The following is a 24,818-nucleotide window of genomic DNA, read 5'->3' on the forward strand; positions in this document are numbered from 1 at the left end:
AAATAGCTCCTGGCATGTATCTCAGTGCCAGGAGCTATTTTATTATTTTTCTGTTTCTGCTTTATCGCTTGTTACGCTAACTTTACCCCACTTGTATTGATCTTCTGGTGTGTATTTATAATCTTTTACGCGATTATTTACACCTTTTAAGTCAAATTTATAATGAAGTGGAATTAATGGTACTTCATCGTGAACTAATTTTTGCCATTTATCGTATACATCTTTACGGTATTTTTCATCAGCAGCTTCTTTAGAAATACCCTGTTTTAATAATTCTGTGTTTTTGTCAGTAGCCCAACGTGTGTAATTGAACGGTGCGTTTTTAGCCCAAATACCAGAAGGGTCTGGATCAGATGCAGTTCCCCAAGCGGCAGCGAAAAGGTCAACCTTTGGATCATCTTTTTTAATCATATCGTAGAATGAGTTGAATTCGTGTAAGCGACCATCAAGAAGTTCTACTTTTAGGCCGATGTCTTTCCAAGATTGAATAAAGAATTTTGCAAGTGGTTCACTTACATCGCTACCACTCATTGATAAGAAATTAGCTTTAAATTCTTTACCATTTGGATCTTCACGGAATCCATCTCCGTTCGTATCTTTATAGCCAGCTTCATCTAATAACTTTTTAGCTTTCTCTACATCTTTATCATAGGCACCAATTTTATTGTTATGATATTTTGGTAGAGATGGTGGAATTGGTGAGTTAGCTGGATAACGTAGGCCATGATATAATTTTTCACCAATTTCTTTTCGATCAATAGCATACGCCATCGCTTGACGTACACGAACATCTTTAAATTTATCCTTATCCATTACTACTTCTTCTTTTTCTTTATCCATATGGCCTAATTTAAAGCCGATATAACTATAGTATAAATCGGTTTTACCGACTAATTGTGCATTTTTTAATTTACTTACATTTGGATATTGATCTGCACTTACTTCAGCAATGTCAATATCACCATTTTTTAAGGACGCGTTAACAACAGAAGGGTTAACAACTTTTAAAACCATGCTTTTCAGTTTTGGTTTTCCGCCATAATAGTCATCAAAACGTTCGAATTCAACGGATTCTCCAGGAGTAATTTTCTTCACTTTAAAAGGTCCGAAACCAATTGGATTTTTACGAATTTTATCAGATTCTGCTAATTTATCGATTGGTACATCTCCTAAGTATTTCTTATGAAGAGGGTATGTCCAAAGCCCAGTTTTCACTGAAGGATTTGGTTCTTTAAACGTAATCGAAATTGTTTTTGGATCCGTTACTTTTATACCTGAAATTTTTTCGGCTTTTCCATTATGATAATCTTCCATACCTTCAATCATTTGCATTTGAGAATCATAGCGAGAACCAGCATATTGTTTGCTACCAATCACCAGATAAGAGTATTCTAAATCCTCAGCGGTAACAGGGTTTCCATCATGCCATTTTACATTATCTTTAATTTTTAATGTAATTGTCTTTTTATCTTTAGAAATTTCATATGTAGCAGCGCCATCATTCGTATATTCCCAGTTTTCGTCATTTGATAATAAAGATTCATCGAAAATGGTAATGACTTGGTTATCAGGATCTCCTTCATATACAGCAAAGTTCAAAAGTCCTTCAAATGGTGTGTTAGAAACAAGACCATATGTTAATGAACCATCTTTAACTTCCTTTTTATCATTTTTAACATTTGTACTAAATTTATTTGTATCTACTTTTTTTGTGCTACTCGTTTTTTCACTACCACCACTGCCCCCACATGCTGAAAGTAGTAATGTTGAAACTGCAAGTGTACTTAATACTTTGAAAAACTTTGGCTTATTTGTCATTTCTTCCACCCCTTATCCTTTTCTTTGTCTTGCGTCGGCCGAACGGCGTAGCGCTTGACCAATAAAATTTATACACAGCATCAATGTTAAAATCATGACTGATGCGGGTAACCAAATCCACCATTTTTCTTGTAATACATCTGGATTTCTAGCATAACTAACAAGTGTGCCAAGGCTTGGGGTACTTTCTGGTAGACCAAATCCTAAGAAAGTTAGCCCAGATTCAATACCGATGTTTCCAGCAAGGTTTAATGTAACGCTAACAATGATAATGGAACTTAAGTTAGGTAGTACTTGGAAAAGAATGATCTTCCAGTTTGGTGTTCCTAATGTTTTTGATGCAGAGACATAATCGAGTTCTTTTTCAGTTAATACTTTTGAGCGAATTAATCTTGCTTTTCCTGTCCATAAGAACACGCTCATAATTAAAATGAAAGTAAAGATATTGAATGTAGGAACAAGTGTAATAAATACAATTACAAGCATTAAAAATGGTAAAACCATAACGAAGTCGATAACGCGCATAATCATATTATCAATTGCTCCTCCAAAATAACCAGCAATTAATCCAATTGAAAGGCCAATTAAACAAGAAAGAATAGTAATTGCTAATCCAATTGTAAAAGAGTTACGTGTACCAATAATAAGTTGGCCGAAAATATCGCGTCCTCCATAATCTGTTCCTAACCAATGTTCAGCAGAGGGAGGAGCATAAATAGCGAATAAATCAACTCGTACAATATCTTCTTGTTTCATAATAAAAGATGTTGCATAGACCGCTAGTAATAAGATTGCTAGGAAAACAAGTGAAAACATTGCTAATTTATCTTTACGAAGTTCTCGCCACATAATAGAGAAACCAGAAGGGCTTTTTTCGTAATGAACAACTTCAGTTTGTTTTTCAGGGTTTGCTAACATAACGTCTGCTCCTTTCTTTAATCAATACGAATACGTGGATCGACGATGCTTAGAATAATATCTGAAAGGAGAGTTCCAAGTAACGTTGCAAATCCAGTAAACATAACGAGTGCAGTTATTACACTAAAATCGCGTTGAGAGATAGATTGTATAAATAGTTGTCCAATTCCTGGATAGCTAAAAATACTTTCTAAGAAGATGGCACCGCCAACCAATCCTGTAATTTCATAACCTAAGAAGGCTGCAATTGGTAAGAATGAATTTCGTAAAATATGTCTAGAATAGATTTTTGATTCTGGAACACCTTTTGCTCGTACTGTACGTACAAAATCTTTATGTTTCGTATCAATAATTTCGCTTCGTAAATATTGTACAGTACCAACTGTTGCAATAAGTGCGCCAGATAAAGCTGGTAGTAGCATGTGATTTAATTTGCTTAAATAGTAAGCGAATGTACCTGTTGCAACTTGAGGATCTACGCTACCACCAGTTGGGAATATTGCAAACTTAAATCCGAATAGGAAGAGCATAATTAATGCAAATATAAATAGTGGTGTAGCAAAACCTAGATAGTTGTAAATGGTAATGAGTCGATCAGCCCATGTATCGTTCCAACGCCCACTTATAACTCCCAGTGGTATGGCAATTAAATAAGTAAGAATAAGAATAACAAGTGCTAAAGATACTGTATTTCCAAGTCGTTCTCCAATTAAATCAGTTACTTTCATTTTATGTGCATAGGAAATACCGAAGTCACCTTGCACTGCATTTTTAATCCAGCGAACATATTGTGTTGTAACTGGGTCATTTAATCCAAGCTTTTCACGTTGTTCTTCAATCACCTTTGGATCCGCTTTCGGATTCATTGCTCTGCCTGTTAATGCATCGCCGGGCATCGCTTTAGCTAGTAAAAAGACTAGTACACTTAACACGAATAATTGCGGGATCATTACTAAAAATCTCCGTAATATAAACTTCCACATGTTTTATCACTCCCTTATGGTAATGCCACCCGATGCGTTGGCGAGATTGCTTTTAAGTCATAAGCCCGACCGTTTTCATTGAAATAATTTTCGTATGATTTCTCGTATTCAGAGCTTACTTGTTGACGGAGCTTGCGCTGTCTCTCTCTGTTTTCAGGACGAATATCAGGAATTGCTGATATTAGGCGCTTCGTATAAATATGTTGCGGATTATTATAAATTTCTGTACTAGTTGCTTCTTCGACAATGCGTCCCCGGTACATAACACCGATACGGTCACACATATGACGAATTACACCTAAATCATGACTAATGAACAAGTATGTTAGTCCGAGCTCAGCTTGTAAATCTTGCAAGAAGTTTAATACTTGTGCCTGTACAGAGACGTCAAGCGCAGATACTGGCTCATCCGCAATAATAAGCTTCGGTTTTAAAGTAAGAGCTCGTGCAATACCAATCCGCTGCCTTTGACCACCGGAAAATTCATGTGGATATTTATAAATAGACTCTGGATTTAGACCAACTTTATCAAGATATTCTTGAACTGCTCTACGTTCTTCATCAGGTGAGAACTTCTCAAAATTTCGAAGAGGCTCAGCAATAATGTCGAGAACACGTTTCTTCGGATTTAATGATGAATATGGGTCTTGGAAAATCATTTGAATATCTTTTCGTTGTTCACGTAACTCAGAGCGACTTAACTTTGTTAAATCTCTATTATTAAAATGAATGCTACCCTCTGTTGCTTTCGTTAAATGCATAATTGCTTTACCCGTTGTTGATTTACCACTTCCTGATTCACCAACAATCCCGTATGTTTCACCCGGTTGTAATTCAAAACTTACACCATCGACAGCGCGCACGTAATCTAATGTGCGACCGAAGAAACCACCTTTAATTGGGAAATGTACTTTTAAATCCTCTACTTTAAGCAGTGCCATGAGTTACGTCATCTCCTTTCTTATCTTGGAAGTTGAAATGCTTGTAGCAAGTACAACGCACCCAGTGGTCTGGTTTTACTTCATGTAAAATTGGATTTTCCTCGTGCTGATCAGGTCTAATCCATGGAATTCGAGCTTGGAAGCGGCAACCTGTGCGAGGCATCTTCGCTAACGAAGGAACCACCCCTTGAATTACATGCAATTTTTCTTTTTCAGCATACGCAGATGGAATGGAGTTTAATAGAGAACGAGTATATGGGTGAAGAGGGTTGTTAAAAATCTCTTCAACTTTTCCTGTTTCTACAACTTGTCCAGCGTACATAACGACGATACGATCAGCTGTTTCTGCGACAACACTTAAATCGTGAGTAATTAAAATAATGCCCATTTTCGTTTGTTCTTGAATAGATTTTAGTAAGTCTAAAATTTGTGCTTGGATGGTTACGTCAAGAGCCGTTGTTGGCTCATCTGCAATAATAAGTGCTGGGTTACAAGCAATTGCAATTGCGATAACAATTCTTTGTCTCATTCCGCCAGATAATTCGTGTGGGTATTGTTTATATGTAAGTTCTGGTTTTGGAATACCAACTTGATGAAGTAGTTCTAAGGTGCGTTCTTTCTTTTCAACTTTTGAAAGGCTTGTGTGGTAGTCTAAATTTTCTTCGATTTGTTTTCCAACTGTCATAAGAGGATCGAGTGCTGTAAGAGGTTCTTGGAAAATCATACCGATGTTTGATCCGCGTACTTTATTCATCTCTGCGGCTGACATCGTTAGTAAATCCTTATCTCTATAGTTAAGCTGCCCTTGTAATTTTGTATTTGCTTCATTATGCAGTCGCATAATGGAAAGGGCAAGTGCACTTTTTCCGCAACCTGATTCACCAACTATCGCGACAATTTCATTTTCATGGACAGTTAACGAAACATCATCAACTGCGGCATGATATTGATCTTGTATGCGAAAGGAAGTCTGTAAGTTTTCAATGCGAAGAAGTGGATTCTTCATGGCTATCCCTCCATCTTTCTGAAAAGACTAAATATTTTGTATGTTGTTGTTATTTTAATATAAATTGACAATGTTTGACAAGCATAAGTTGAGAAAATATTCAAAAATCTTTTTATATAGAGATTGGATGCATGTATATAAGTAGTTGAAGTGCTTTGAAAACGCTAACATATATAAGAGAGGGAAATAAATCTTTTGTAAGAAAAAAGTATTATATGTAGAAAAAAGAGAGGTGTTCTCGAAAGAACAGTCTCTCTTTTTTTGATAAGAATAATATTAGTGCTTAAGCTTGCTTTGTTTTTGCAGATCCTGTCTTTAAAGTAAGAGCAAGGAAGAACATTGCAAGTACACAAGATGCAAGTAATAAGATGAATCCGCCATCCCATCCAAATGCATCGACGATAAAGCCCATAGCAGCACTAGCGAAAGCTGCTCCGCCTAAGTAACCGAAGAAGCCAGTTAAGCCCGCTGCAGTTCCAGCCGCTTTCTTTGGTGCTAAGTCAAGAGCGTGTAGACCAATTAACATAACAGGTCCGTAAATTAAAAATCCAATTGCAACAAGTGCGATACTATCAACCATTGGATTACCAGGAGGGTTTAACCAGTACACAAGAACGGCGATAAATACACCAACCATAAATAAAATACCAGCAGGTGCGCGGCGTCCTTTAAATAGTTTATCACTCATCCAGCCGCAAAGAAGTGTACCTGGAATACCGGCCCATTCATATAGAGCATAAGCTGTACGTGAACTACTATGAGTAAAGCTTTTTTCTTCTACTAAATAAGTAGGAGCCCAGTCTACAACGCCGTAACGTACGAAATATACGAAAACGTTCGCAATCGCGATGTACCATAAAAATTTATTGTTTAGTACGTATGTAAATAAAATTTCTTTTACCGAAAGTTCGCGTTCGCGATCTTGTACTTTTTCATCTGGTGGATATTCTCCAGTATGTTCTTCAATAGAAGGTAATCCGCAAGATTGAGGTGTATCTCTCATCGTAATTAATACATAAATACCAACTAAAATTGAAAGAATACCTGGGAAGTAAAAAATACTTTTCCAGTCATTTGCAAAGAAATATAACCCTAATGTTACAAGGGAAGGCATAAGTGCACCGCCGACATTATGAGCGACGTTCCAAATAGACATTTTTGTACCACGTTCACTAATAGAGAACCAGTGAACCATCGTACGCCCACAAGGAGGCCATCCCATACCTTGCACCCATCCGTTTAAAAACTGAAGTACAAACATAAGTATAATGCTCGTTGTAATGAAAGAAAATGAGCCGAAAATAATATTAATGATACCTGATAAAAATAGCCCAGCTGCTAAAAAGTAGCGAGGATTACAACGATCGGATACGATACCCATAAGAAATTTACTTAATCCGTAAGCGATAGAAACTGCTGAAAGGATAACCCCAAGCTCCCCTTTACTAAAGCCTTGTTCAATTAAGTATGGCATTGCTAGTGAAAAGTTTTTTCGAACAAAGTAGTAACCTGCATAGCCGATGAAGATACCTAAGAATACTTGTAAACGTAATTTACGGTATTCACTATCAACGCGGTCAGCTGGTAAGCGTTCCGCGTGGGGCGCGGGTTTAAAGAATTGTGTAAAAAACATAAAATGAAAATCCTCCCCAAATTAATTCGAAGTGTCGTAAGTCAGAGAGAATATAAAAAGGCCATGAAATATAAAAAAGTTTCCTTTTTTATGATTCATAGCCGTATACTCCGATTCTCCGTGACTGTCAATATTAACTTCGTCGAAAATTATACAACTTTGTGACAAAAATGTAAACGTTTTTATAAATAAAAAGTGTTGACGGATTTTGTTCGTCGGATTAATATTTAAATACGTTAAATATTTTATTGTTTAAATAAGAGGTGGATAACATGCCAAATGATATGACGCATATCGATAAAATTCAAGCTCTTGCCTTTTCGATTGGAAAGAAAATGCAGACAGAGTTATTAGAACAAATGCAAGCAACAGGACTTACACCACCGCAGTTTTATATTTTAAAGATTTTAGATCATTATGGAGCTTCAAGGGCGACAAAATTAGCAAAAAAGATGTATGTAAAGCCTAGTGCAATTACAGTGATGATCGATCGCTTAATTGACCAAGAGCTTGTAGAGCGTTATCACGACAAAGAGGACCGTCGTGTTGTCGTCATTGAGTTAACAAAAAAGGGGAAAGCTAGAGTAGAAGAGGCAATGACCGCTCGTAATGAGCACATTGCAAAATATTTCTCACATTTAGAGTTACAAGAAAGAGAAGATTTGTTACGCCTCTTTGAGAAGTTAGAAACAATTATTTGCGGGACACAAGAGAAAAAAGAGAATAACTAAGAGGAATTGAGGAGATTACATGGAGCAACAAGAAAATATAAATAGAAAGTTGTTGTTAATCGGTTTAATCATTGCGATGCTATTTGCTGCCTTAGATGGAACAATCGTTGGTACAGCAATGCCGCGTATCGTCGGTGAACTAGGCGGATTAAGCTTAATGACGTGGTTAACAACAGCTTATATGTTAACATCAACGACAGTTGTACCAATCGCAGGTAAATTAGCGGATTTACTTGGCCGTCGTAACGTATATATAACAGGGCTAGTTATCTTTATGGTTGGCTCAGCATTATGTGGTATGGCAAATGGTATGACAGAATTAATTATTTTCCGTGGTATTCAAGGTCTTGGCGGCGGTATTATGATGCCGATGGCTATGATTATTATTGGAGATATGTTCACGGGGAAAGAACGTGCGAAATGGCAAGGTATTTTTGGTGCGTTATACGGTCTTGCTTCTGTAATTGGGCCACAAGTGGGTGGTTGGATTGTAGACGCAGTAAACTGGAGATGGGTATTCTACATTAACTTACCAGTTGGTATTTTAGCAACAATCTTTATTGCAATGGGATTAAAATCACATAAACAAACAGGACCAATTAAAATTGATATCGCTGGGATCTTTACGATGATTCTCGGTGTTGTAAGTTTATTACTTGCATTAACGTTTGGCGGGAAAGATTACGCATGGGATTCTTGGCAAATTATCGGGTTATTTGCATTAGCTCTAATTGGTATAGTTAGCTTTGTTATCGTTGAAACGAAAGCAGAAGAACCCATTTTACCGATGCATTTCTTTAAAAATCGTATATTTACATTACTAAATGCGATTGGATTCTTTATGAGTATTGGAATGTTCGGTGCGATTATGTTCGTCCCATTCTTCATGCAAGGAATTGTAGGAGTAAGTGCTGCTGAATCAGGAACGATCATGACGCCAATGATGATTACAATGATTGTGATGAGTATTATCGGCGGGCAACTTGTATTAAAAGTGGGTGTAAAACCACAAATTATTACAGGAATGCTTATAATGGCTGGAGGATTCTGGTTATTAACAACGATGGATATGCACACAACTAAATTGACTGCTACTTCTTATATGATGGTTATCGGTTTAGGAATGGGTCTTGTAATGCCAACATTAACGTTAGCGTTACAAGAAAGCTTCCCGAAAAAAGATCTTGGTGTCGTAACATCATCAAGTCAGTTCTTCCGTCAAATCGGTGGAACATTTGGTATTACAATTTTAGGATCAATTATGAATAACACTTCAGGTACAACATTAACAAAAAATTTAGTACCTGTATTAGATACGTTCCCGAAAGAAGCGGGACAAATGGTAACGAAATTTAAAGATATGATTCATACAGATCCGCAAGGCTTATATTCAATGCTATTTAGCCCAGAGGCATTAAAACAAATGCCAGAAGCATTCGCTAACAGCATTGTACCAATTTTGAAAAACTCTTTAGTAGACTCTCTTCATACTGTATTCTTAACAGGATTAGTATTCATTGTAGTGGGTGCTATCTTTACGATTTTCTTACAGAAGATTAAACTGTCAGATCGTAAAAAGGATGCTGAAGAGCCAGCTGCAGAGGAAAAAGAACAAACTGTATCCTATTCGTAATGAAAAAGCATCGCCTTATGGCGATGCTTTTTTGAGTATAACCTTAAAAGCTTTTTCGTGAGAAATGATTGACGTATTTCTAGAAATACGTTATATTATTTTCTGTAAACGGTTACATGAAATGGAGAGAGAAGAGAATGAGTACGATTAAAGACGTTGCAAAATTAGCGGGAGTATCTGTTGCGACCGTTTCCAGAGTGTTAAATAAAAATGGATATGTTCATGAAGATACGTTAAAGAAAGTAGAACGAGCGATTGAGATGCTAGACTATAAGCCTAGTACAGTAGCGCGTTCACTGTATAATAAAAAATCTCGTTTAATTGGCTTAGTTGTTCCAAATATCGTGAATCCATTCTTTCCAGAAGTTGCACGTGCCGTAGAAGATGTAGCGCATAAGCAAGGGTATACAGTTGTACTTTGTAACTCTGATGAAAGTTTAGAGAAAGAAAAGCAATATATTGATGTACTTAGGCAAAATAATGTAGATGGATTTATTGTAGCGACAAATCCACAAAATAGTGTGAATTACATGAACTTGTCAGTACCAGTCGTTGCAATTGACCGTATGTTTAATGAGCGTATACCTGCTGTGTATGCAGATAACTATGCGGGAAGTCAGGGAGCGACACAGTTATTAATAGATAAGGGCTGTAAACATATTGCACATATTCGTGGACCGCGTGACGTAAGCACGGCTAATGAACGTTTTGAAGGTTTTGTAGACGTTATTACACAAAATAATCTTTCTTATATGATTGCAGAGAGTACATTTGATCCAGCTAATAGTGAGCGTGTAGCGGTGGAACTATTAGAAGAATACCCGCATATTGATGGAATTGTTGCTGGGAATGATTTAATTGCAATAGGTATCGTAAAGGCTGCGCTTCAAAAGGGGATTTCTATTCCGGATGATTTACAAATTATCGGATTCGATGGAATTTCTTTAACAGAAATGATGTATCCATCTATTACAACTGTTGCACAGCCAATTTATGAAATGGGGAAAGTTGCAACAGAACTGTTGTTAGAGCAGATGGAAGGAAACGTATTAGAAGAGAAACACTATCGTTTACCGATTGAAATTATAGAACGAAATACAACGAAGTAAGGAGATGAAATAGATGCCAAATATTGCAGTAGTAGGTAGTATTTCAATGGACTTAGTGGCCGTTTCAAAAAAACGTCCGAAAGCAGGAGAAACAGTAATTGGTGAAGCATTTCATACAATTCCAGGAGGAAAAGGAGCTAACCAGGCAGTTGCTGCAGCTAGATTAGGCGCAAATGTAGCGATGGTTGGAGCGGTAGGAGACGATAATTATGGAACTGTAGTGAAGAAAAATTTAGAGAACGAACGCGTTTTTATCGACTATGTGGTACCGGTTACAGATGCGGCGACAGGAATTGCTCATATCGTTTTAGCAGAAGAGGATAACAGTATTGTTGTCGTACAAGGGGCGAATGCTCTTGTAAATGAGTCGGTTGTAAATCGTTCAAAAGATCTTCTTATAAAAGCTGATATGGTTGTGCTTCAACTAGAGATTCCGCTTGAAACAGTAAAATATGTATTGGCTATTTGTGAGGAACACAAAATCCCGGTTATGTTAAATCCAGCACCAGCACAAGTGTTATCAGAAGATATTTTAGAAAAGGCAACTTATATTACACCAAATGAACATGAGTGCCGCATCGTATTAGATGATTTCACATCGCCAATTGAAGATTTACTGGCTAAATATCCAAATAAACTATTGATGACAGAAGGTTCTAACGGTGTACGTTTCCATAATGGTACGGAGATTGTACGTGTTCCTAGCATTGCTGTTGATGTAGTAGATACGACTGGAGCTGGTGATACATTTAATGGTGCATTAGCAGTTGCGCTTTCTGAAGGAGAAACACTTCAAAAAGCAATTCGTTTTGCGAATATTGCTGGTGGTCTTTCTGTAACGAAGCTCGGGGCGCAAGGCGGTATGCCAACGAGAGATAGAGTACGTGAAGTGCAGGTGATTGTCGGATGAAAAAGCACGGCGTATTAAACAGTGAGATTGCAGCAGTGCTTGCTTCACTTGGGCATACGGATACGATTGTAATCGCTGATTGCGGTTTACCAATTCCTGACGGAGTAAAGAGAATTGATCTAGCTGTTGAAATAGGAAAACCTAGCTTTTTAGATGTATTGCAAGTGGTAGCGGATGATATGGCAATTGAAAAAGTGACGTTAGCAGAAGAAGTCATTAACAACAATGCGGAAATAAATAAAGAAATTGAACTAAAATTAATAGAACCAGTGTTTGAATATGTATGTCATGAACAATTTAAAGAGCATACAAAGAAAGCGAAAGCTATTATTCGTACAGGTGAGGCTACGCCTTATGCTAATGTAATTTTACATGCAGGCGTGATTTTTTAATAAAGGGAAGTGATGGGAATGCGTATTGAAATGAAAAATATTTCAAAGGCGTTCAATGGCAATCCTGTTTTGAAAAATGCACAGTTTATGATTGAAACAGGAGAAGTCCATGCATTGATGGGGGAAAATGGAGCGGGTAAATCAACGCTCATGAAGATTTTAACAGGTGTATACAAAAGAGATGGTGGAACGATCACGATTGATGGACAAGAACGAACTTTTAAAAATGCGAAAGAAGCTGAAGAGTACGGTATTGCATTTATACATCAAGAATTGAACATATTACCGAATTTAACAGTAGCTGAAAATATGTTTCTCGGTAAAGAGTTAATGTATGGAAAGACAGGTATTTTACGTACGCGTCAAATGAACGCGATTGCGCAGCAGCAACTAGCGGAGTTAGGATTACATGTAAAAGGCGCTATGTTGGCAGGAGAGTTATCGGTTGGACAACAGCAAATTATCGAAATTGCAAAAGCATTAATGACAAACGCGAGCGTTATTATTATGGATGAACCTACAGCTGCATTAACAGATCGTGAAATTGAAACGTTGTTTACCGTCATTAATAAATTACGTAAAGAAGGCGTTTCGTTCGTTTATATCTCACACCGAATGGAAGAAATCTTTTCAATATGCGATGCCATTACGATTTTACGTGATGGGGAATACGTCGGAAAGAGATCCATTCCGGAAACATCGTTTGATGAGGTAGTGAGTATGATGGTGGGGCGCAGTATTGGTGAACGTTACCCAGAACGAAATAGTCAAATTGGCGATGTGATTTTTGAAATGCGTAATGGAACGAAAAAAGGGAAGTTTGAAAATGTTTCGTTTCAAGTTAGAAAAGGTGAAATCCTTGGTGTAGCTGGCTTGATGGGAGCTGGCCGTACAGATATTATGAAAGCGATATTTGGATACGAACCTTTAGATTCTGGCCAAATTTTGATAAATGGGCAAGAAGTAAAGATTGATAGTCCGATAGATGCGATTAGACAAAGAATCGCATTCATTACAGAGGATAGAAAATCTGAAGGGTTAGTGCTAGATTTCTCAATTCGAGAAAATTTAGCTTTACCGAATTTAGAAAGTCTTTCAAAGGGAAGCGTCTTAAGTAACGAACTAGAACAACAGTTTACAGCGGACATGATGAAACTTCTTAATGTGAAAGCATCTAGTGGAGAGCAAGCTGTGAAATCTCTTTCTGGTGGAAATCAGCAAAAGGTTGTTATTGCAAAATGGTTAGGTATCCACCCGCAATTACTCATTTTAGATGAGCCAACAAGGGGTGTTGATGTTGGAGCGAAAAAAGAAATTTACTCTATTATGAATAAGCTTACCGAAGAAGGAGATGCCGTTATTATGGTATCATCTGAGCTTCCAGAAGTTTTAGGGATGAGTGATCGCGTTCTTGTTATTCATGAAGGAAAAGTCGGCGGCATTTTAGAGAAAGATGAGGCATCGCAAGAGTCTATTATGGCACTAGCTACAGGGGGAGAGTAAGGATGGCTAAGAAGGGGAATGTATTACAACAACTTGGGTCTTTAATTGGACTAGCGCTAATTATTGTAGTAATTACGGCTTTGAATCCAGCGTTTATTGAAATTCCAAATTTATTTAATATACTGCGTCAAGTATCGATTAATGCGCTTATTGCATTCGGAATGACCTTTGTAATTTTAACAGGGGGTATTGACTTATCGGTAGGTTCTATTTTAGCATTATCAAGTGCACTTGTTGCTGGAATGATGGCAAGTGGCATGGCCCCGTTCCTTGCGATGGCAGTTGGATTATTAGCTGGTCTTGTAATGGGAATTGTAAACGGTATCATCATAGCGAAGGGAAAAGTAGCTCCATTTATTGCGACTTTAGCAACAATGACTATTTTTCGCGGGTTGACGCTTGTTTATATGGACGGACGTCCGATCACTGGTCTTGGTGATCATTTAATGTTCCAAATGTTTGGCCGCGGTTATTTTCTCGGTATTCCAGTACCAGCTGTTACAATGATGATCGCTTTCGCAGTACTGTACTTCATTTTGAAGAAAACGACATTTGGTCGCCGTACATTTGCAATTGGTGGAAATGAAGAAGCAGCAGCATTATCAGGTATTAATGTTACGAGAATTAAAGTAATGATTTACGGTCTTTCCGGAATTTTGGCAGCGCTTGCAGGTATTGTCTTAACATCACGACTAGATTCTGCACAGCCGACTGCAGGTACTTCTTACGAATTAGATGCAATTGCAGCAGTTGTATTAGGTGGAACAAGTCTTTCTGGGGGAAGAGGATGGATTGTTGGTACATTCATCGGTGTACTTATTATCGGTGTACTAAATAACGGTTTAAATTTATTAGGTGTATCTTCTTTCTTCCAACAAGTTGTAAAAGGACTTGTAATCTTACTAGCTGTATTAATTGATCGTCGAAAAGAAGCGTAATGGAGGGACAGTTTATGAAGAAATGGTTACTTATACTCGTTGCATGTATGATGGTCATTACTGCTGGTTGTTCAATGGAACCACCAGAATGGGCAAAGGATTCTAGCGATAAAGGTCGAAATAAAACTATTAAAGTTGGATTCTCTGTTTCAACTTTAAACAATCCATTTTTTGTAACTTTGAAAAAAGGGGCAGAAAAGAAAGCGAAAGAAAGCGGCATTGAATTGATTGCTGTTGATGCACAAAATGATGCAGCAAAGCAAACAAATGATGTTGAAGATTTAATTCAAAAAGGTGTCGATGTAGTTGTTATTAATCCAACCGATTCAGATGCTGTTGCTTCAGCAGTAAGTGCGGCAAATGCAGCGAATGTCCCTGTTATTACAGTAGACCGCGTTGCGAATTCGGGTAAAGTTGTTTCTCACATTGCCTCTAATAATATTGAAGGTGGTCAAATGGCTAGTGATTACATTCGTGAATTAGTCGGCGAAGGAGCAAACGTTGCTGAGTTAGAAGGAATCCCTGGTTCTTCTGCAGCTCGTGAACGTGGGAAAGGATTCCATAACGTAGCCGATAAGTCTTTAAAAGTAGTTGCTAAACAAGCGGCTGATTTTGATAGAGCGAAAGGATTATCTGTTATGGAAAACATTTTGCAAGCAAATGGTGATATTAAAGCCGTGTTTGCCCATAACGACGAGATGGCATTAGGTGCACTTGAAGCATTGAAGTCTGCTGGAAAAACAGATGTAGTGGTGGTTGGATTTGATGCAACTGAAGATGCTGTGAAAGCGGTTAACGATGGGCGTATGGCTGCAACAGTTGCTCAAAAACCGGAATTAATCGGAGAGAAGGCGATGCAAACAGCAAAAGAGATCACGCAAGGTAAAAAAGTGGACAAATCTATTCCGATTGAATTAGAGCTTATTAAGAAAAATAAATAAATATAAATTGAAAATTAGGAAGGAAGAATAACAAATGAAATTCTTTATTGATACAGCAAATATTAACGAAATTAAAGAGGCAAATGCATTAGGCGTATTAGCTGGAGTAACGACAAATCCATCACTTGTAGCAAAAGAAGGCGTAGACTTCCACGAGCGTATTCGTGAAATTTGCAACGTTGTAGAAGGACCTGTAAGTGCAGAAGTAATTAGCTTAGAAGCGGATAAAATGATCGAAGAAGGAAAAGAGCTAGCGAAAATTGCTCCAAACGTTGTTGTAAAGGTTCCGATGACGACAGAAGGTTTAAAAGCAGTAAAAGCGTTCTCTGACTTAGGAATTCGTACAAATGTTACATTAGTGTTCTCAGCAGTTCAAGCATTACTTGCAGCTCGTGCTGGTGCAACATATGTTTCACCATTCTTAGGTCGCTTAGATGATATCGGTCATAACGGTATGGACTTAATTCGCCAAATCGCAGAAATCTTTGCAATTCATGGCATCGAAACAGAAATTATCGCAGCATCTGTACGTCACAGTGTTCACGTAACTGACGCAGCATTAAATGGTGCACATATTGCAACAATCCCAGCAAACGTAATTGCTTCATTAGTGAAGCACCCACTAACAGATCAAGGAATTGAGAAATTCTTAGCTGATTGGGAAAAAACACAAGAGAAATAATAGAAAATCAAGAATCCTAGTTTAAGTGACTAGGATTCTTTTTTTGCATTTAAAAGAATTTTCATGCAATTTTGCATATTGTCTTTTAAATTTGTTATATAAACTATTTAATATATACAAATCACTCTTTATTTTTCATATTTTGATATAGACAGATAGAGAGTCTGACCAGAAAACTGGAGGGCATGATTCTATAACAGAAAGCTTAATGTTTATAGAATTATGCCTTTTTATATAGGGAGGGCAGAAAGTAGAGCTTTTGATTTAAATGCACTTATTTATCCCACTTTAATGGGCAGTAAGACCCCCACCTCAAAATTCAGCGAAAGCAAAAAAGTTAGGTGAGGGATCAACTGCCCATAAAAGTCCGATTGGTTCAACTAATAATCAGTGGGGGATGAAGAAAACCCCACTGATTTAAGTTTCACTTTATCTGAATTTTAAGTTTTATAAAAGGAGAGAAATAGAATGAGAAGAAAAGCGCCACTTAAAGTGTTATCGTCATTAGCAATTGCGGCAATTATCGGATGTACATCTGTAATGAGTGCTCCATTAGCGTATGCAGAAACGCCAGCAAAAGAGAAAGAAAATGTGTCTACAACACCAATTGATTACAATTTAATTCAAGAAGATCGTCTAGCGGAAGCTCTGAAAGAAAGAGGAACAATTAATCCAGCATCTTCTAAAGAAGAGACGAAAAAGGCTGTAGAGAAATATATTGAAAAGAAACAAGGAGATCAGGCAAATAAAGAAATTCTTCCAGCTGATACTGCTAAAGAGGCATCTGATTTCGTGAAAAAAGTAAAAGAGAAAAAAATGGAAGAAAAGGAGAAAGTAAAGAAACCTGAAAAAAATGTTAGCCCTGAGCAAAAGCCAGAACCAAATAAAAAGCAATTAAATGGGCAAGTTCCAACATCTAAAGCAAAGCAAGCGCCATATAAGGGGTCTGTTCGAACGGATAAAGTATTAGTATTACTCGTTGAATTTAGTGATTATAAACATAATAATATCGATCAAACACCAGGGTATATGTATTCGAATGACTTTAGTAGAGAGCATTATCAAAAGATGTTATTTGGTAATGAGCCGTACACATTATTTGATGGTTCAAAAGTAAAAACGTTTAAACAATATTATGAAGAGCAGTCTGGCGGTAGTTATACGACTGATGGATATGTAACAGAATGGTTAACTGTTCCAGGAAAAGCATCTGACTACGGTGCTGATGGTAGCAGTGGTCATGATAACAAAGGTCCAAAAGGCGCACGTGATTTAGTGAAAGAAGCTTTACATGCAGCTGCTGAGAAAGGTTTAGATTTATCTCAATTTGATCAGTTTGATAGATATGATACAAATAGTGATGGAAATCAAAATGAACCTGACGGTGTAATTGATCATTTAATGGTAATCCATGCTGGTGTTGGTCAAGAAGCTGGTGGTGGTAAATTAGGCGATGATGCTATTTGGTCACATCGTTCAAAATTAGCAATAGATCCAGTAGCAATTGAAGGGACAAAATCAAAGGTAGATTACTTTGGTGGCAAAGTAGCAGCACATGATTACACAATTGAACCAGAAGATGGAGCAGTAGGTGTATTTGCGCATGAATTTGGACATGATCTTGGCTTACCAGATGAATATGATACGAAATATACTGGAACTGGTTCACCTGTCGAAGCTTGGTCATTAATGAGTGGAGGTAGTTGGACAGGGAAAATTGCAGGAACAGAGCCAACTAGTTTTTCACCACAAAATAAAGATTTCTTACAAAAGAATATGGGGGGCAACTGGGCAAAAATTTTAGAAGTAGATTATGATAAAATTAAGCGTGGTGTAGGAGTTCCTACATATATTGATCAAAGTGTTACGAAATCAAATCGTCCAGGCGTTGTACGTGTTAACTTACCAGGCAAAAGTGTTGAAACGATTAAACCGGAGTTTGGAAAGCATGCATATTATAGTACAAGAGGCGATGATATGCATACAACATTAGAAACACCGTTCTTTGATTTAACAAAAGGAACAAATGCAAAGTTTGATTATAAAGCAAATTATGAGTTAGAAGCAGAGTGCGATTTTGTTGAAGTTCATGCAGTAACAGAAGATGGAACGAAAACATTAATTGATAGACTTGGAGAAAAAGTAGTCCAAGGAGATAAAGATACAACAGATGGAAAATGGATTGATAAATCATATGATTTAAGTCAATTTAAAGGGAAAAAAGTGAAACTACAATTCGACTATATTACAGATCCGGCTGTAACATATAAAGGTTTTGCGATGGACAATGTAAATGTAACAGTTGATGGACAAGTAGTATTTTCTGATGATGCAGAAGGAACAGCTAAAATGAATGTAAATGGTTTTGTTGTTTCTGATGGGACAGAGAAAAAAGCTCATTATTACTACTTAGAGTGGAGAAATTATGCAGGGTCAGATAATGGATTAAAAGCAGGAAAAGGTCCAGTGTATAATACAGGTCTTGTCGTTTGGTATGCAGATGATAGCTTTAAAGATAACTGGGTTGGGGTGCATCCAGGTGAAGGATTCCTTGGTGTTGTAGATTCGCATCCAGAGGCACTTGTTGGCAATTTAAACGGAAAACCAACTTACGGTAATACAGGTATGCAAATTGCAGACGCAGCATTTTCATTTGATCAAACACCAGCATGGAGTGTAAATTCATTAACACGTGGACAGTTTAACTATTCTGAATTACAAGGCGTTACAACTTTTGATGATTCAAAAGTATATAGTAACAAACAAATTGCAGACGCAGGAAGAAAAGTTCCGAATCTTGGACTTAAATTCCAAGTTGTTGGACAGGCAGAGGATAAATCAGCAGGCGCTGTTTGGATTAAACGTTAATAACAGAAAAGCACATTCTTCATATGAAGAATGTGCTTTTGAATTTGTACAGTAAGTTATTATTTTAGCTTATGTAATACAAGTGTCTGTTTATATGTAGTGTATCAAATTATGTAGGGAAAGGAAATATTTCCGAGGAAATTGTCGAAGTATCGTTGGTATTGATACACTTTTTTTGTAAAAGAAGAAATGTAGTATTGCCTTTACAGTTTAATTTATTTACATTGTTACTTGGCTATACACAAAAGTAATATATTCGGCAATAAAAGAGCGCTACTTGGATAGTGCTCTTTTTATGAATAGAAAGGAGTGAGTAAAATGAAAGAAGTAATTGAATGTCCACAGTGTGAAGGGAATATTACTGCGCAACATATTATGGATCTCCCGCATCCTTTTTCATTCAGGTGTCCACATTGTAAAGTGAGGCTAAAAGAAATGAGGATCACACCGTGCTTAATATTAGCAGCAATTTGTATAATCCCACTGTTTATTATAATTGGAGAGAGTATTAAGGAATTATTAGTAAAGTATTTTTCTATTATAGACGATGTACCAACTGTACTTATTTTCTTCTTGTTTTGTTATCCATTGTATTATCTCTATGAAAAATATAATGCCATTTTGTTTATTAAATACGGCTTATTGAAAGTTAAAAGTTGAATAGAAGTTTATCATTAAAAAAAGACAATGATGGAATTATCCTATCATTGTCTTTTTTATTTTGTCTTTGCCTTTTACTTTGCTTCTTACGTAAATCATACCGGCAAATGTTAATAAGAATGCAGTTCCAATAACGAAGCTGACGCTAGGGGATGCCCCGATTGCTCCAACTGTAAAGGATCCAGCAACAACTCCTAATGAGAAGAAAGCATAAAACAATCCGAATGCTTTTCCACGTTTATCATCTGTCGTATTTTCAACCAGTAATGCGTTTATCGATGGGAAAAGGATAGCGAATCCAATGCCATAAATCATCATAACGATAAAGAGCATGCCTTTTGTTGCGAATAATCCAAGTAAAGATAATGCTAATGCCATTACTGCAATACCAATTAACATTAGTTTTGAACGATTAAATCGATCGTAAATACGATTTGTTGGCAGTAAGAAGAAGAGGATAGCGGTAATGCCGAATACACTTAACATCATGCCTGTTGTAGATGCTTTAAGTGCCAATGCCTCAACTTTCACTGGTAACATATACGTGACAATTCCTTGTGAAAACATGAGTGTGAAAGCACCAATATATGCCTGTAATAAAGGTTCTGATTTCAATAGTTCAAACATATCTTCTTTGTTCATCATTTGTGTTCTTGAAGTATCTTTTCTTGATACGTTATTTGGTAAGAAGAAGAGAGATACGATTGTACCAAGAACCATTAAAATAGAAATGGTAATGAACACCCACTCTATACCGGCAGTTGCTTTCATAATCCCACTGAAAGCAGGTCCTACAATTGCCGCTGTTCCAACTGCAGCCCCAGATAGAGCCATTGCCTTACCTTGCTTTGCTACATTTGTTTGTTTTGATAAAAACGTAAAGGCAGCAGGAATTAAAAATCCGTCACTAAAGCCATGCATAAAGCGCACAACTAATAGTTGTTCACCACTTTGAACAACAGTGTATAACAAGACTATGAAACTCGTAAGTCCCATGCTTATATAAAGTATTTTTTTTGCACCAAATTTATCGACAGCAGCGCCAGCAATAATATTACCGATCATATTAGCAAATGAGTACATGCCGACAACTAGCCCAATAATAAGAGGGGATCCTCCAAGACTTTGAGCGAACGTACTCATAATAGGTAATTGTGAAAATGTATCTAGAAACGCTACGATAACAATAAAGTAAATAAAATATTTCAAGCGATATTCACCTCTCCTATGCTATTATGGCATAATGCTAATTTCAACCGCAATGAAATTGAATTAACAGATGTGGAAAAAAGTACAAAGTGACAAAATATTGAACGTTATTTGTTAAAATTTAGTGGAAATGAGATTGTTTTTTTGAAATATATGGATAGAAGTATTATAATAGATTTGTAAACTTCACCAGGTTAAGTATATACATAGAGAGGGATGTATAAAATGAAAGCATTACTTTGGCATAATCAACGTGATGTAAGAGTAGAAGAAGTACCAGAACCAACTGTAAAACCAGGAGCAGTTAAGATTAAAGTTAAATGGTGTGGTATCTGCGGGACAGACCTGCATGAATATTTAGCAGGACCTATTTTTATTCCGACAGAAGAGCATCCATTAACACATGTAAAAGCACCGGTTATTTTAGGTCATGAGTTTAGCGGTGAGGTAGTTGAAATCGGTGAAGGTGTTACATCTCATAAAGTGGGAGACCGCGTCGTTGTAGAACCAATTTATTCTTGTGGTAAATGTGAAGCTTGTAAACATGGACATTACAATGTTTGTGAACAACTTGTTTTCCACGGTCTTGGCGGAGAAGGCGGCGGTTTCTCTGAATATACAGTAGTACCAGAAGATATGGTTCACCATATTCCAGATGAAATGACGTATGAACAAGGTGCTCTTGTAGAACCAGCAGCAGTAGCGGTTCATGCAGTACGTCAAAGTAAATTAAAAGAAGGGGAAGCAGTAGCAGTATTTGGTTGTGGTCCAATTGGACTTCTTGTTATCCAAGCAGCTAAAGCAGCAGGAGCAACTCCTGTTATTGCAGTTGAACTTTCTAAAGAGCGTCAAGAGTTAGCAAAATTAGCAGGTGCGGATTACGTATTAAATCCAGCTACTCAAGATGTATTAGCAGAAATTCGTAACTTAACAAATGGTTTAGGTGTAAATGTGAGCTTTGAAGTAACAGGCGTTGAAGTAGTACTTCGTCAAGCGATTGAAAGTACAAGTTTCGAAGGACAAACTGTAATTGTTAGTGTATGGGAAAAAGACGCAACAATTACTCCAAACAATCTTGTACTAAAAGAAAAAGAAGTGGTTGGTATTTTAGGATACCGTCATATCTTCCCAGCTGTTATTAAATTAATTAGCTCTGGTCAAATTCAAGCAGAGAAATTAATTACGAAAAAAATCACAGTGGATCAAGTTGTTGAAGAAGGATTTGAAGCACTTGTAAAAGATAAAACACAAGTGAAAATTCTTGTTTCACCTAAATAATATAGAATAGTAAAAAGTAGCTCTTTTCTAGAAATAGAAGAGGGCTACTTTTTTTCTATACAGAAAGGTGATAGACTTTCCTGTAACTACAGGTATTTTGTTTGGAAGGGGAAGTCTAATGCTTTCATTTATGTTGACATTGAAACGGATGCTAAAAGCTTGTTTACGAGCGTGGAAAGATAAAGAATTTCAAGTATTATTCGTATTAACATTTTTAACATTAACATCTGGTACGATTTTTTATAGTACAGTTGAAGGATTACGTCCTCTTGACGCTTTATATTTTAGTGTGGTTACGTTGACGACTGTCGGTGATGCTAATTTTAGTCCGCAAACTGACTTTGGAAAGATATTTACAATCTTATACATATTTATTGGGATTGGATTAGTATTTGGATTTATTCATAAGTTGGCAGTTAATGTACAACTGCCGAGTATATTATCGAATAGAAAAAAAGAGTAAAGCATGTGGATGCTTTACTCTTTTTTTACATTAGTTTAGATAAGCCTTAATAATAGTTTATTAAAATGAAAGTGTATTCATTCATTATATTCACTGTGTATAAAGTTATAATGATATGAACATTTGCATATTTTAATTTAGTGATAGAAATTTCGTGAAAGGTGGGATATTCTAGTCATAGGTTAACCGGACGACATCATAGGATCCTAACAAAAAGTTTACAATAATTCGATTATAAAATGGAGGATTTCAGATGAAAAAGAAAGTACTTGCTTTAGCAGCAGCTATTACAGTAGTAGCTCCGTTACAAAGCGTTGCATTTGCTCATGAAAACGATGGGGGAAGTAAAATAAAAATAGTTCACCGCTGGTCTGCTGAAGATAAACATAAAGAAGGTGTAAATTCTCATTTATGGATTGTAAACCGTGCGATTGATATTATGTCTCGCAATACAACACTTGTAAAACAAGATCGAGTTGCACAATTAAATGAATGGCGTACGGAGTTAGAGAACGGTATTTATGCTGCTGACTATGAAAATCCTTATTATGATAATAGCACATTTGCTTCACATTTCTATGATCCAGACAATGGAAAAACATATATTCCATTTGCAAAGCAGGCAAAAGAAACTGGAGCTAAATATTTTAAATTAGCTGGTGAATCATATAAAAATAAAGATATGAAACAAGCATTCTTCTATTTAGGATTATCTCTTCATTATTTAGGAGATGTAAACCAACCGATGCATGCAGCAAACTTTACAAATCTTTCGTATCCACAAGGATTCCATTCTAAATATGAAAACTTTGTAGATACGATAAAAGATAATTATAAAGTAACGGATGGAAATGGATATTGGAATTGGAAAGGTGCAAATCCAGAAGATTGGATCCATGGAGCGGCAGTAGTGGCGAAACAAGATTACTCTGGAATTGTAAATGATAATACGAAAGATTGGTTCGTAAAAGCAGCTGTGTCACAAGAATATGCAGATAAATGGCGCGCTGAAGTTACGCCAATGACAGGTAAGCGATTAATGGATGCACAACGTGTTACTGCTGGATACATTCAGCTTTGGTTTGATACGTACGGAGATCGTTAAGTATTTAAAAAAGGTCAAATCTCACAATAGAGTATTTGACCTTTTTATTAATATACACATGGAGGTATGGAACGTGAAAGGTAAATTGCTAAAAGGTGTACTTAGCCTTGGGATTGGTTTAGGAGTTTTATACGGAGGATCTTCAGCTCAAGCAGATACGTCTACAGATCAAAACAACACTTTAAAAGTGATGACGCATAACGTGTACATGCTATCAACTAACTTATATCCGAATTGGGGACAAAGTGAGCGTGCTGATTTAATTGGGGCGGCAGATTATATTAAGAATCAAGACATTGTCATATTAAATGAAGTGTTTGATAATAGTGCTTCAGATCGCCTTTTAGGAAATTTGAAGAAAGAATACCCAAATCAAACAGCTGTATTAGGTCGTAGTAACGGAAATGAATGGGATAAAACGTTAGGTAGTTATTCATCTTCAACTCCTGAAGATGGGGGCGTTGCAATTGTGAGCAAATGGCCGATCGTTGAAAAGGTTCAATATGTATTTGCAAATGGATGCGGGCCGGATAATTTATCGAATAAAGGATTTGTATACACGAAAATTAAGAAAAATGATCGTTTCGTTCATGTAATTGGGACGCATTTGCAGGCTGAAGATAGTATGTGCGGAAAAACTTCACCTGCATCTGTACGTACAAACCAGTTAAAAGAAATTCAAGATTTTATTAAAAATAAAAATATACCAAATGACGAGTACGTCCTATTTGGTGGTGATATGAATGTGAATAAAATAAATGCTGAGAACAATAGTGACTCAGAATACGCATCAATGTTCAAAACATTGCACGCTTCTATTCCATCTTATACAGGACATACAGCAACTTGGGATGCAACGACAAACAGTATTGCGAAATATAAATTCCCTGATAGCCCTGCCGAGTATTTAGATTATATTATTGCAAGTAAAGACCATGCGAACCCGTCATTTGTAGAGAATAAAGTGTTACAGCCGAAATCTCCACAGTGGACTGTTACATCATGGCTCAAAAAATATACGTATGATGATTATTCTGATCATTATCCAGTAGCAGCAACTATTTCTATGAAGTAGTCCTAAAAAAGTTTCTTCTTAA

At 36.7% G+C, this 24,818-nt stretch carries 22 protein-coding genes; 15 read left to right on the plus strand and 7 right to left on the minus strand.

Going from position 1 to position 24,818, the window contains the following annotated elements:
- Positions 1-42: 42 nt before the first annotated feature.
- From opp4A to glpT, 6 genes are all read right to left on the minus strand, one after another.
- Complete coding sequence (gene opp4A / locus RCJ96_RS22575) at positions 43-1,818, minus strand: oligopeptide ABC transporter substrate-binding protein (protein ID WP_000182630.1); 1,776 nt, start codon at positions 1,816-1,818, stop codon at positions 43-45.
- A 12-nt stretch (positions 1,819-1,830) separates the two neighbouring features.
- On the minus strand, positions 1,831-2,736 hold the full coding sequence (locus tag RCJ96_RS22580; protein WP_000880741.1) for an ABC transporter permease: 906 nt from the start codon (positions 2,734-2,736) through the stop codon (positions 1,831-1,833).
- Between the two features lie 17 nt (positions 2,737-2,753).
- Complete coding sequence (opp4B, locus tag RCJ96_RS22585) at positions 2,754-3,719, minus strand: oligopeptide ABC transporter permease (RefSeq protein ID WP_000265439.1); 966 nt, start codon at positions 3,717-3,719, stop codon at positions 2,754-2,756.
- A 14-nt stretch (positions 3,720-3,733) separates the two neighbouring features.
- Positions 3,734-4,660: an ABC transporter ATP-binding protein gene (locus RCJ96_RS22590; RefSeq protein WP_074607368.1), complete on the minus strand. Its 927-nt coding sequence runs from the start codon at positions 4,658-4,660 to the stop codon at positions 3,734-3,736.
- Positions 4,647-5,666, minus strand: coding sequence for an ABC transporter ATP-binding protein (locus tag RCJ96_RS22595; protein ID WP_000795374.1), 1,020 nt, complete (start codon positions 5,664-5,666; stop codon positions 4,647-4,649). Before RCJ96_RS22595 ends, RCJ96_RS22590 begins: the two co-directional genes overlap by 14 nt.
- Before the next feature lie 283 nt (positions 5,667-5,949).
- Positions 5,950-7,299: a glycerol-3-phosphate transporter gene (gene glpT / locus RCJ96_RS22600; protein ID WP_267580585.1), complete on the minus strand. Its 1,350-nt coding sequence runs from the start codon at positions 7,297-7,299 to the stop codon at positions 5,950-5,952.
- A 272-nt stretch (positions 7,300-7,571) separates the two neighbouring features.
- On the opposite strand from glpT, the gene RCJ96_RS22605 reads away from it, so the two are divergent.
- From RCJ96_RS22605 to RCJ96_RS22655, 11 genes are all read left to right on the plus strand, one after another.
- Positions 7,572-8,030 carry a MarR family winged helix-turn-helix transcriptional regulator gene (locus RCJ96_RS22605; RefSeq protein WP_001132364.1) on the plus strand — a complete coding sequence of 153 codons (459 nt, stop codon included), beginning with the start codon at positions 7,572-7,574 and terminating at the stop codon, positions 8,028-8,030.
- A gap of 19 nt (positions 8,031-8,049) precedes the next feature.
- Positions 8,050-9,663: an MDR family MFS transporter gene (locus RCJ96_RS22610; RefSeq protein ID WP_074607364.1), complete on the plus strand. Its 1,614-nt coding sequence runs from the start codon at positions 8,050-8,052 to the stop codon at positions 9,661-9,663.
- Positions 9,664-9,779: 116 nt separating this feature from the next.
- Positions 9,780-10,772, plus strand: coding sequence for a ribose operon transcriptional repressor RbsR (gene rbsR, locus RCJ96_RS22615; protein ID WP_074607362.1), 993 nt, complete (start codon positions 9,780-9,782; stop codon positions 10,770-10,772).
- 13 nt (positions 10,773-10,785) lie between these two features.
- Positions 10,786-11,682 (plus strand): ribokinase, encoded by an 897-nt coding sequence (gene rbsK, locus RCJ96_RS22620; protein ID WP_074607360.1) that lies wholly within the window; start codon positions 10,786-10,788, stop codon positions 11,680-11,682.
- Positions 11,679-12,074, plus strand: a complete 396-nt coding sequence (gene rbsD, locus RCJ96_RS22625) for a D-ribose pyranase (protein ID WP_416504388.1) — start codon at positions 11,679-11,681, stop codon at positions 12,072-12,074. Before rbsK ends, rbsD begins: the two co-directional genes overlap by 4 nt.
- Before the next feature lie 18 nt (positions 12,075-12,092).
- Complete coding sequence (gene rbsA, locus RCJ96_RS22630; protein WP_074607443.1) at positions 12,093-13,577, plus strand: ribose ABC transporter ATP-binding protein RbsA; 1,485 nt, start codon at positions 12,093-12,095, stop codon at positions 13,575-13,577.
- 2 nt (positions 13,578-13,579) lie between these two features.
- Complete coding sequence (locus tag RCJ96_RS22635) at positions 13,580-14,515, plus strand: ABC transporter permease subunit (RefSeq protein WP_446699846.1); 936 nt, start codon at positions 13,580-13,582, stop codon at positions 14,513-14,515.
- Between the two features lie 14 nt (positions 14,516-14,529).
- On the plus strand, positions 14,530-15,456 hold the full coding sequence (gene rbsB, locus RCJ96_RS22640; RefSeq protein WP_000759002.1) for a ribose ABC transporter substrate-binding protein RbsB: 927 nt from the start codon (positions 14,530-14,532) through the stop codon (positions 15,454-15,456).
- Positions 15,457-15,490: 34 nt separating this feature from the next.
- Positions 15,491-16,138, plus strand: coding sequence for a fructose-6-phosphate aldolase (gene fsa, locus RCJ96_RS22645; RefSeq protein WP_000667661.1), 648 nt, complete (start codon positions 15,491-15,493; stop codon positions 16,136-16,138).
- A gap of 468 nt (positions 16,139-16,606) precedes the next feature.
- Entirely contained in the window at positions 16,607-19,006 is a 2,400-nt protein-coding gene (gene inhA2 / locus RCJ96_RS22650; RefSeq protein WP_416504389.1) for a M6 family metalloprotease immune inhibitor InhA2, read from the plus strand.
- 318 nt (positions 19,007-19,324) lie between these two features.
- The gene (locus RCJ96_RS22655; protein ID WP_061131319.1) at positions 19,325-19,666 is read left to right on the plus strand and encodes a hypothetical protein; all 342 of its coding nucleotides are present in this window, start codon (positions 19,325-19,327) and stop codon (positions 19,664-19,666) included.
- Positions 19,667-19,702: 36 nt separating this feature from the next.
- Here RCJ96_RS22655 and RCJ96_RS22660 read toward each other — a convergent pair whose 3' ends face one another.
- Entirely contained in the window at positions 19,703-20,875 is a 1,173-nt protein-coding gene (locus RCJ96_RS22660; RefSeq protein WP_074607354.1) for an MFS transporter, read from the minus strand.
- A gap of 225 nt (positions 20,876-21,100) precedes the next feature.
- On the opposite strand from RCJ96_RS22660, the gene bdhA reads away from it, so the two are divergent.
- The 4 genes from bdhA (at position 21,101) to sph (ending at position 24,796) form a co-directional block, all read left to right on the plus strand.
- Positions 21,101-22,153, plus strand: coding sequence for a (R,R)-butanediol dehydrogenase (gene bdhA / locus RCJ96_RS22665; protein WP_000645822.1), 1,053 nt, complete (start codon positions 21,101-21,103; stop codon positions 22,151-22,153).
- 118 nt (positions 22,154-22,271) lie between these two features.
- Entirely contained in the window at positions 22,272-22,616 is a 345-nt protein-coding gene (locus RCJ96_RS22670) for a potassium channel family protein (RefSeq protein ID WP_000948234.1), read from the plus strand.
- A 253-nt stretch (positions 22,617-22,869) separates the two neighbouring features.
- Positions 22,870-23,721 (plus strand): phospholipase CerA, encoded by an 852-nt coding sequence (cerA, locus tag RCJ96_RS22675; RefSeq protein ID WP_270795560.1) that lies wholly within the window; start codon positions 22,870-22,872, stop codon positions 23,719-23,721.
- A 58-nt stretch (positions 23,722-23,779) separates the two neighbouring features.
- Positions 23,780-24,796, plus strand: a complete 1,017-nt coding sequence (gene sph / locus RCJ96_RS22680; RefSeq protein ID WP_270795562.1) for a sphingomyelinase C — start codon at positions 23,780-23,782, stop codon at positions 24,794-24,796.
- Positions 24,797-24,818: the final 22 nt, after the last annotated feature.

The sequence above is a fragment of the Bacillus sp. BSL6 genome, from assembly GCF_052928345.1.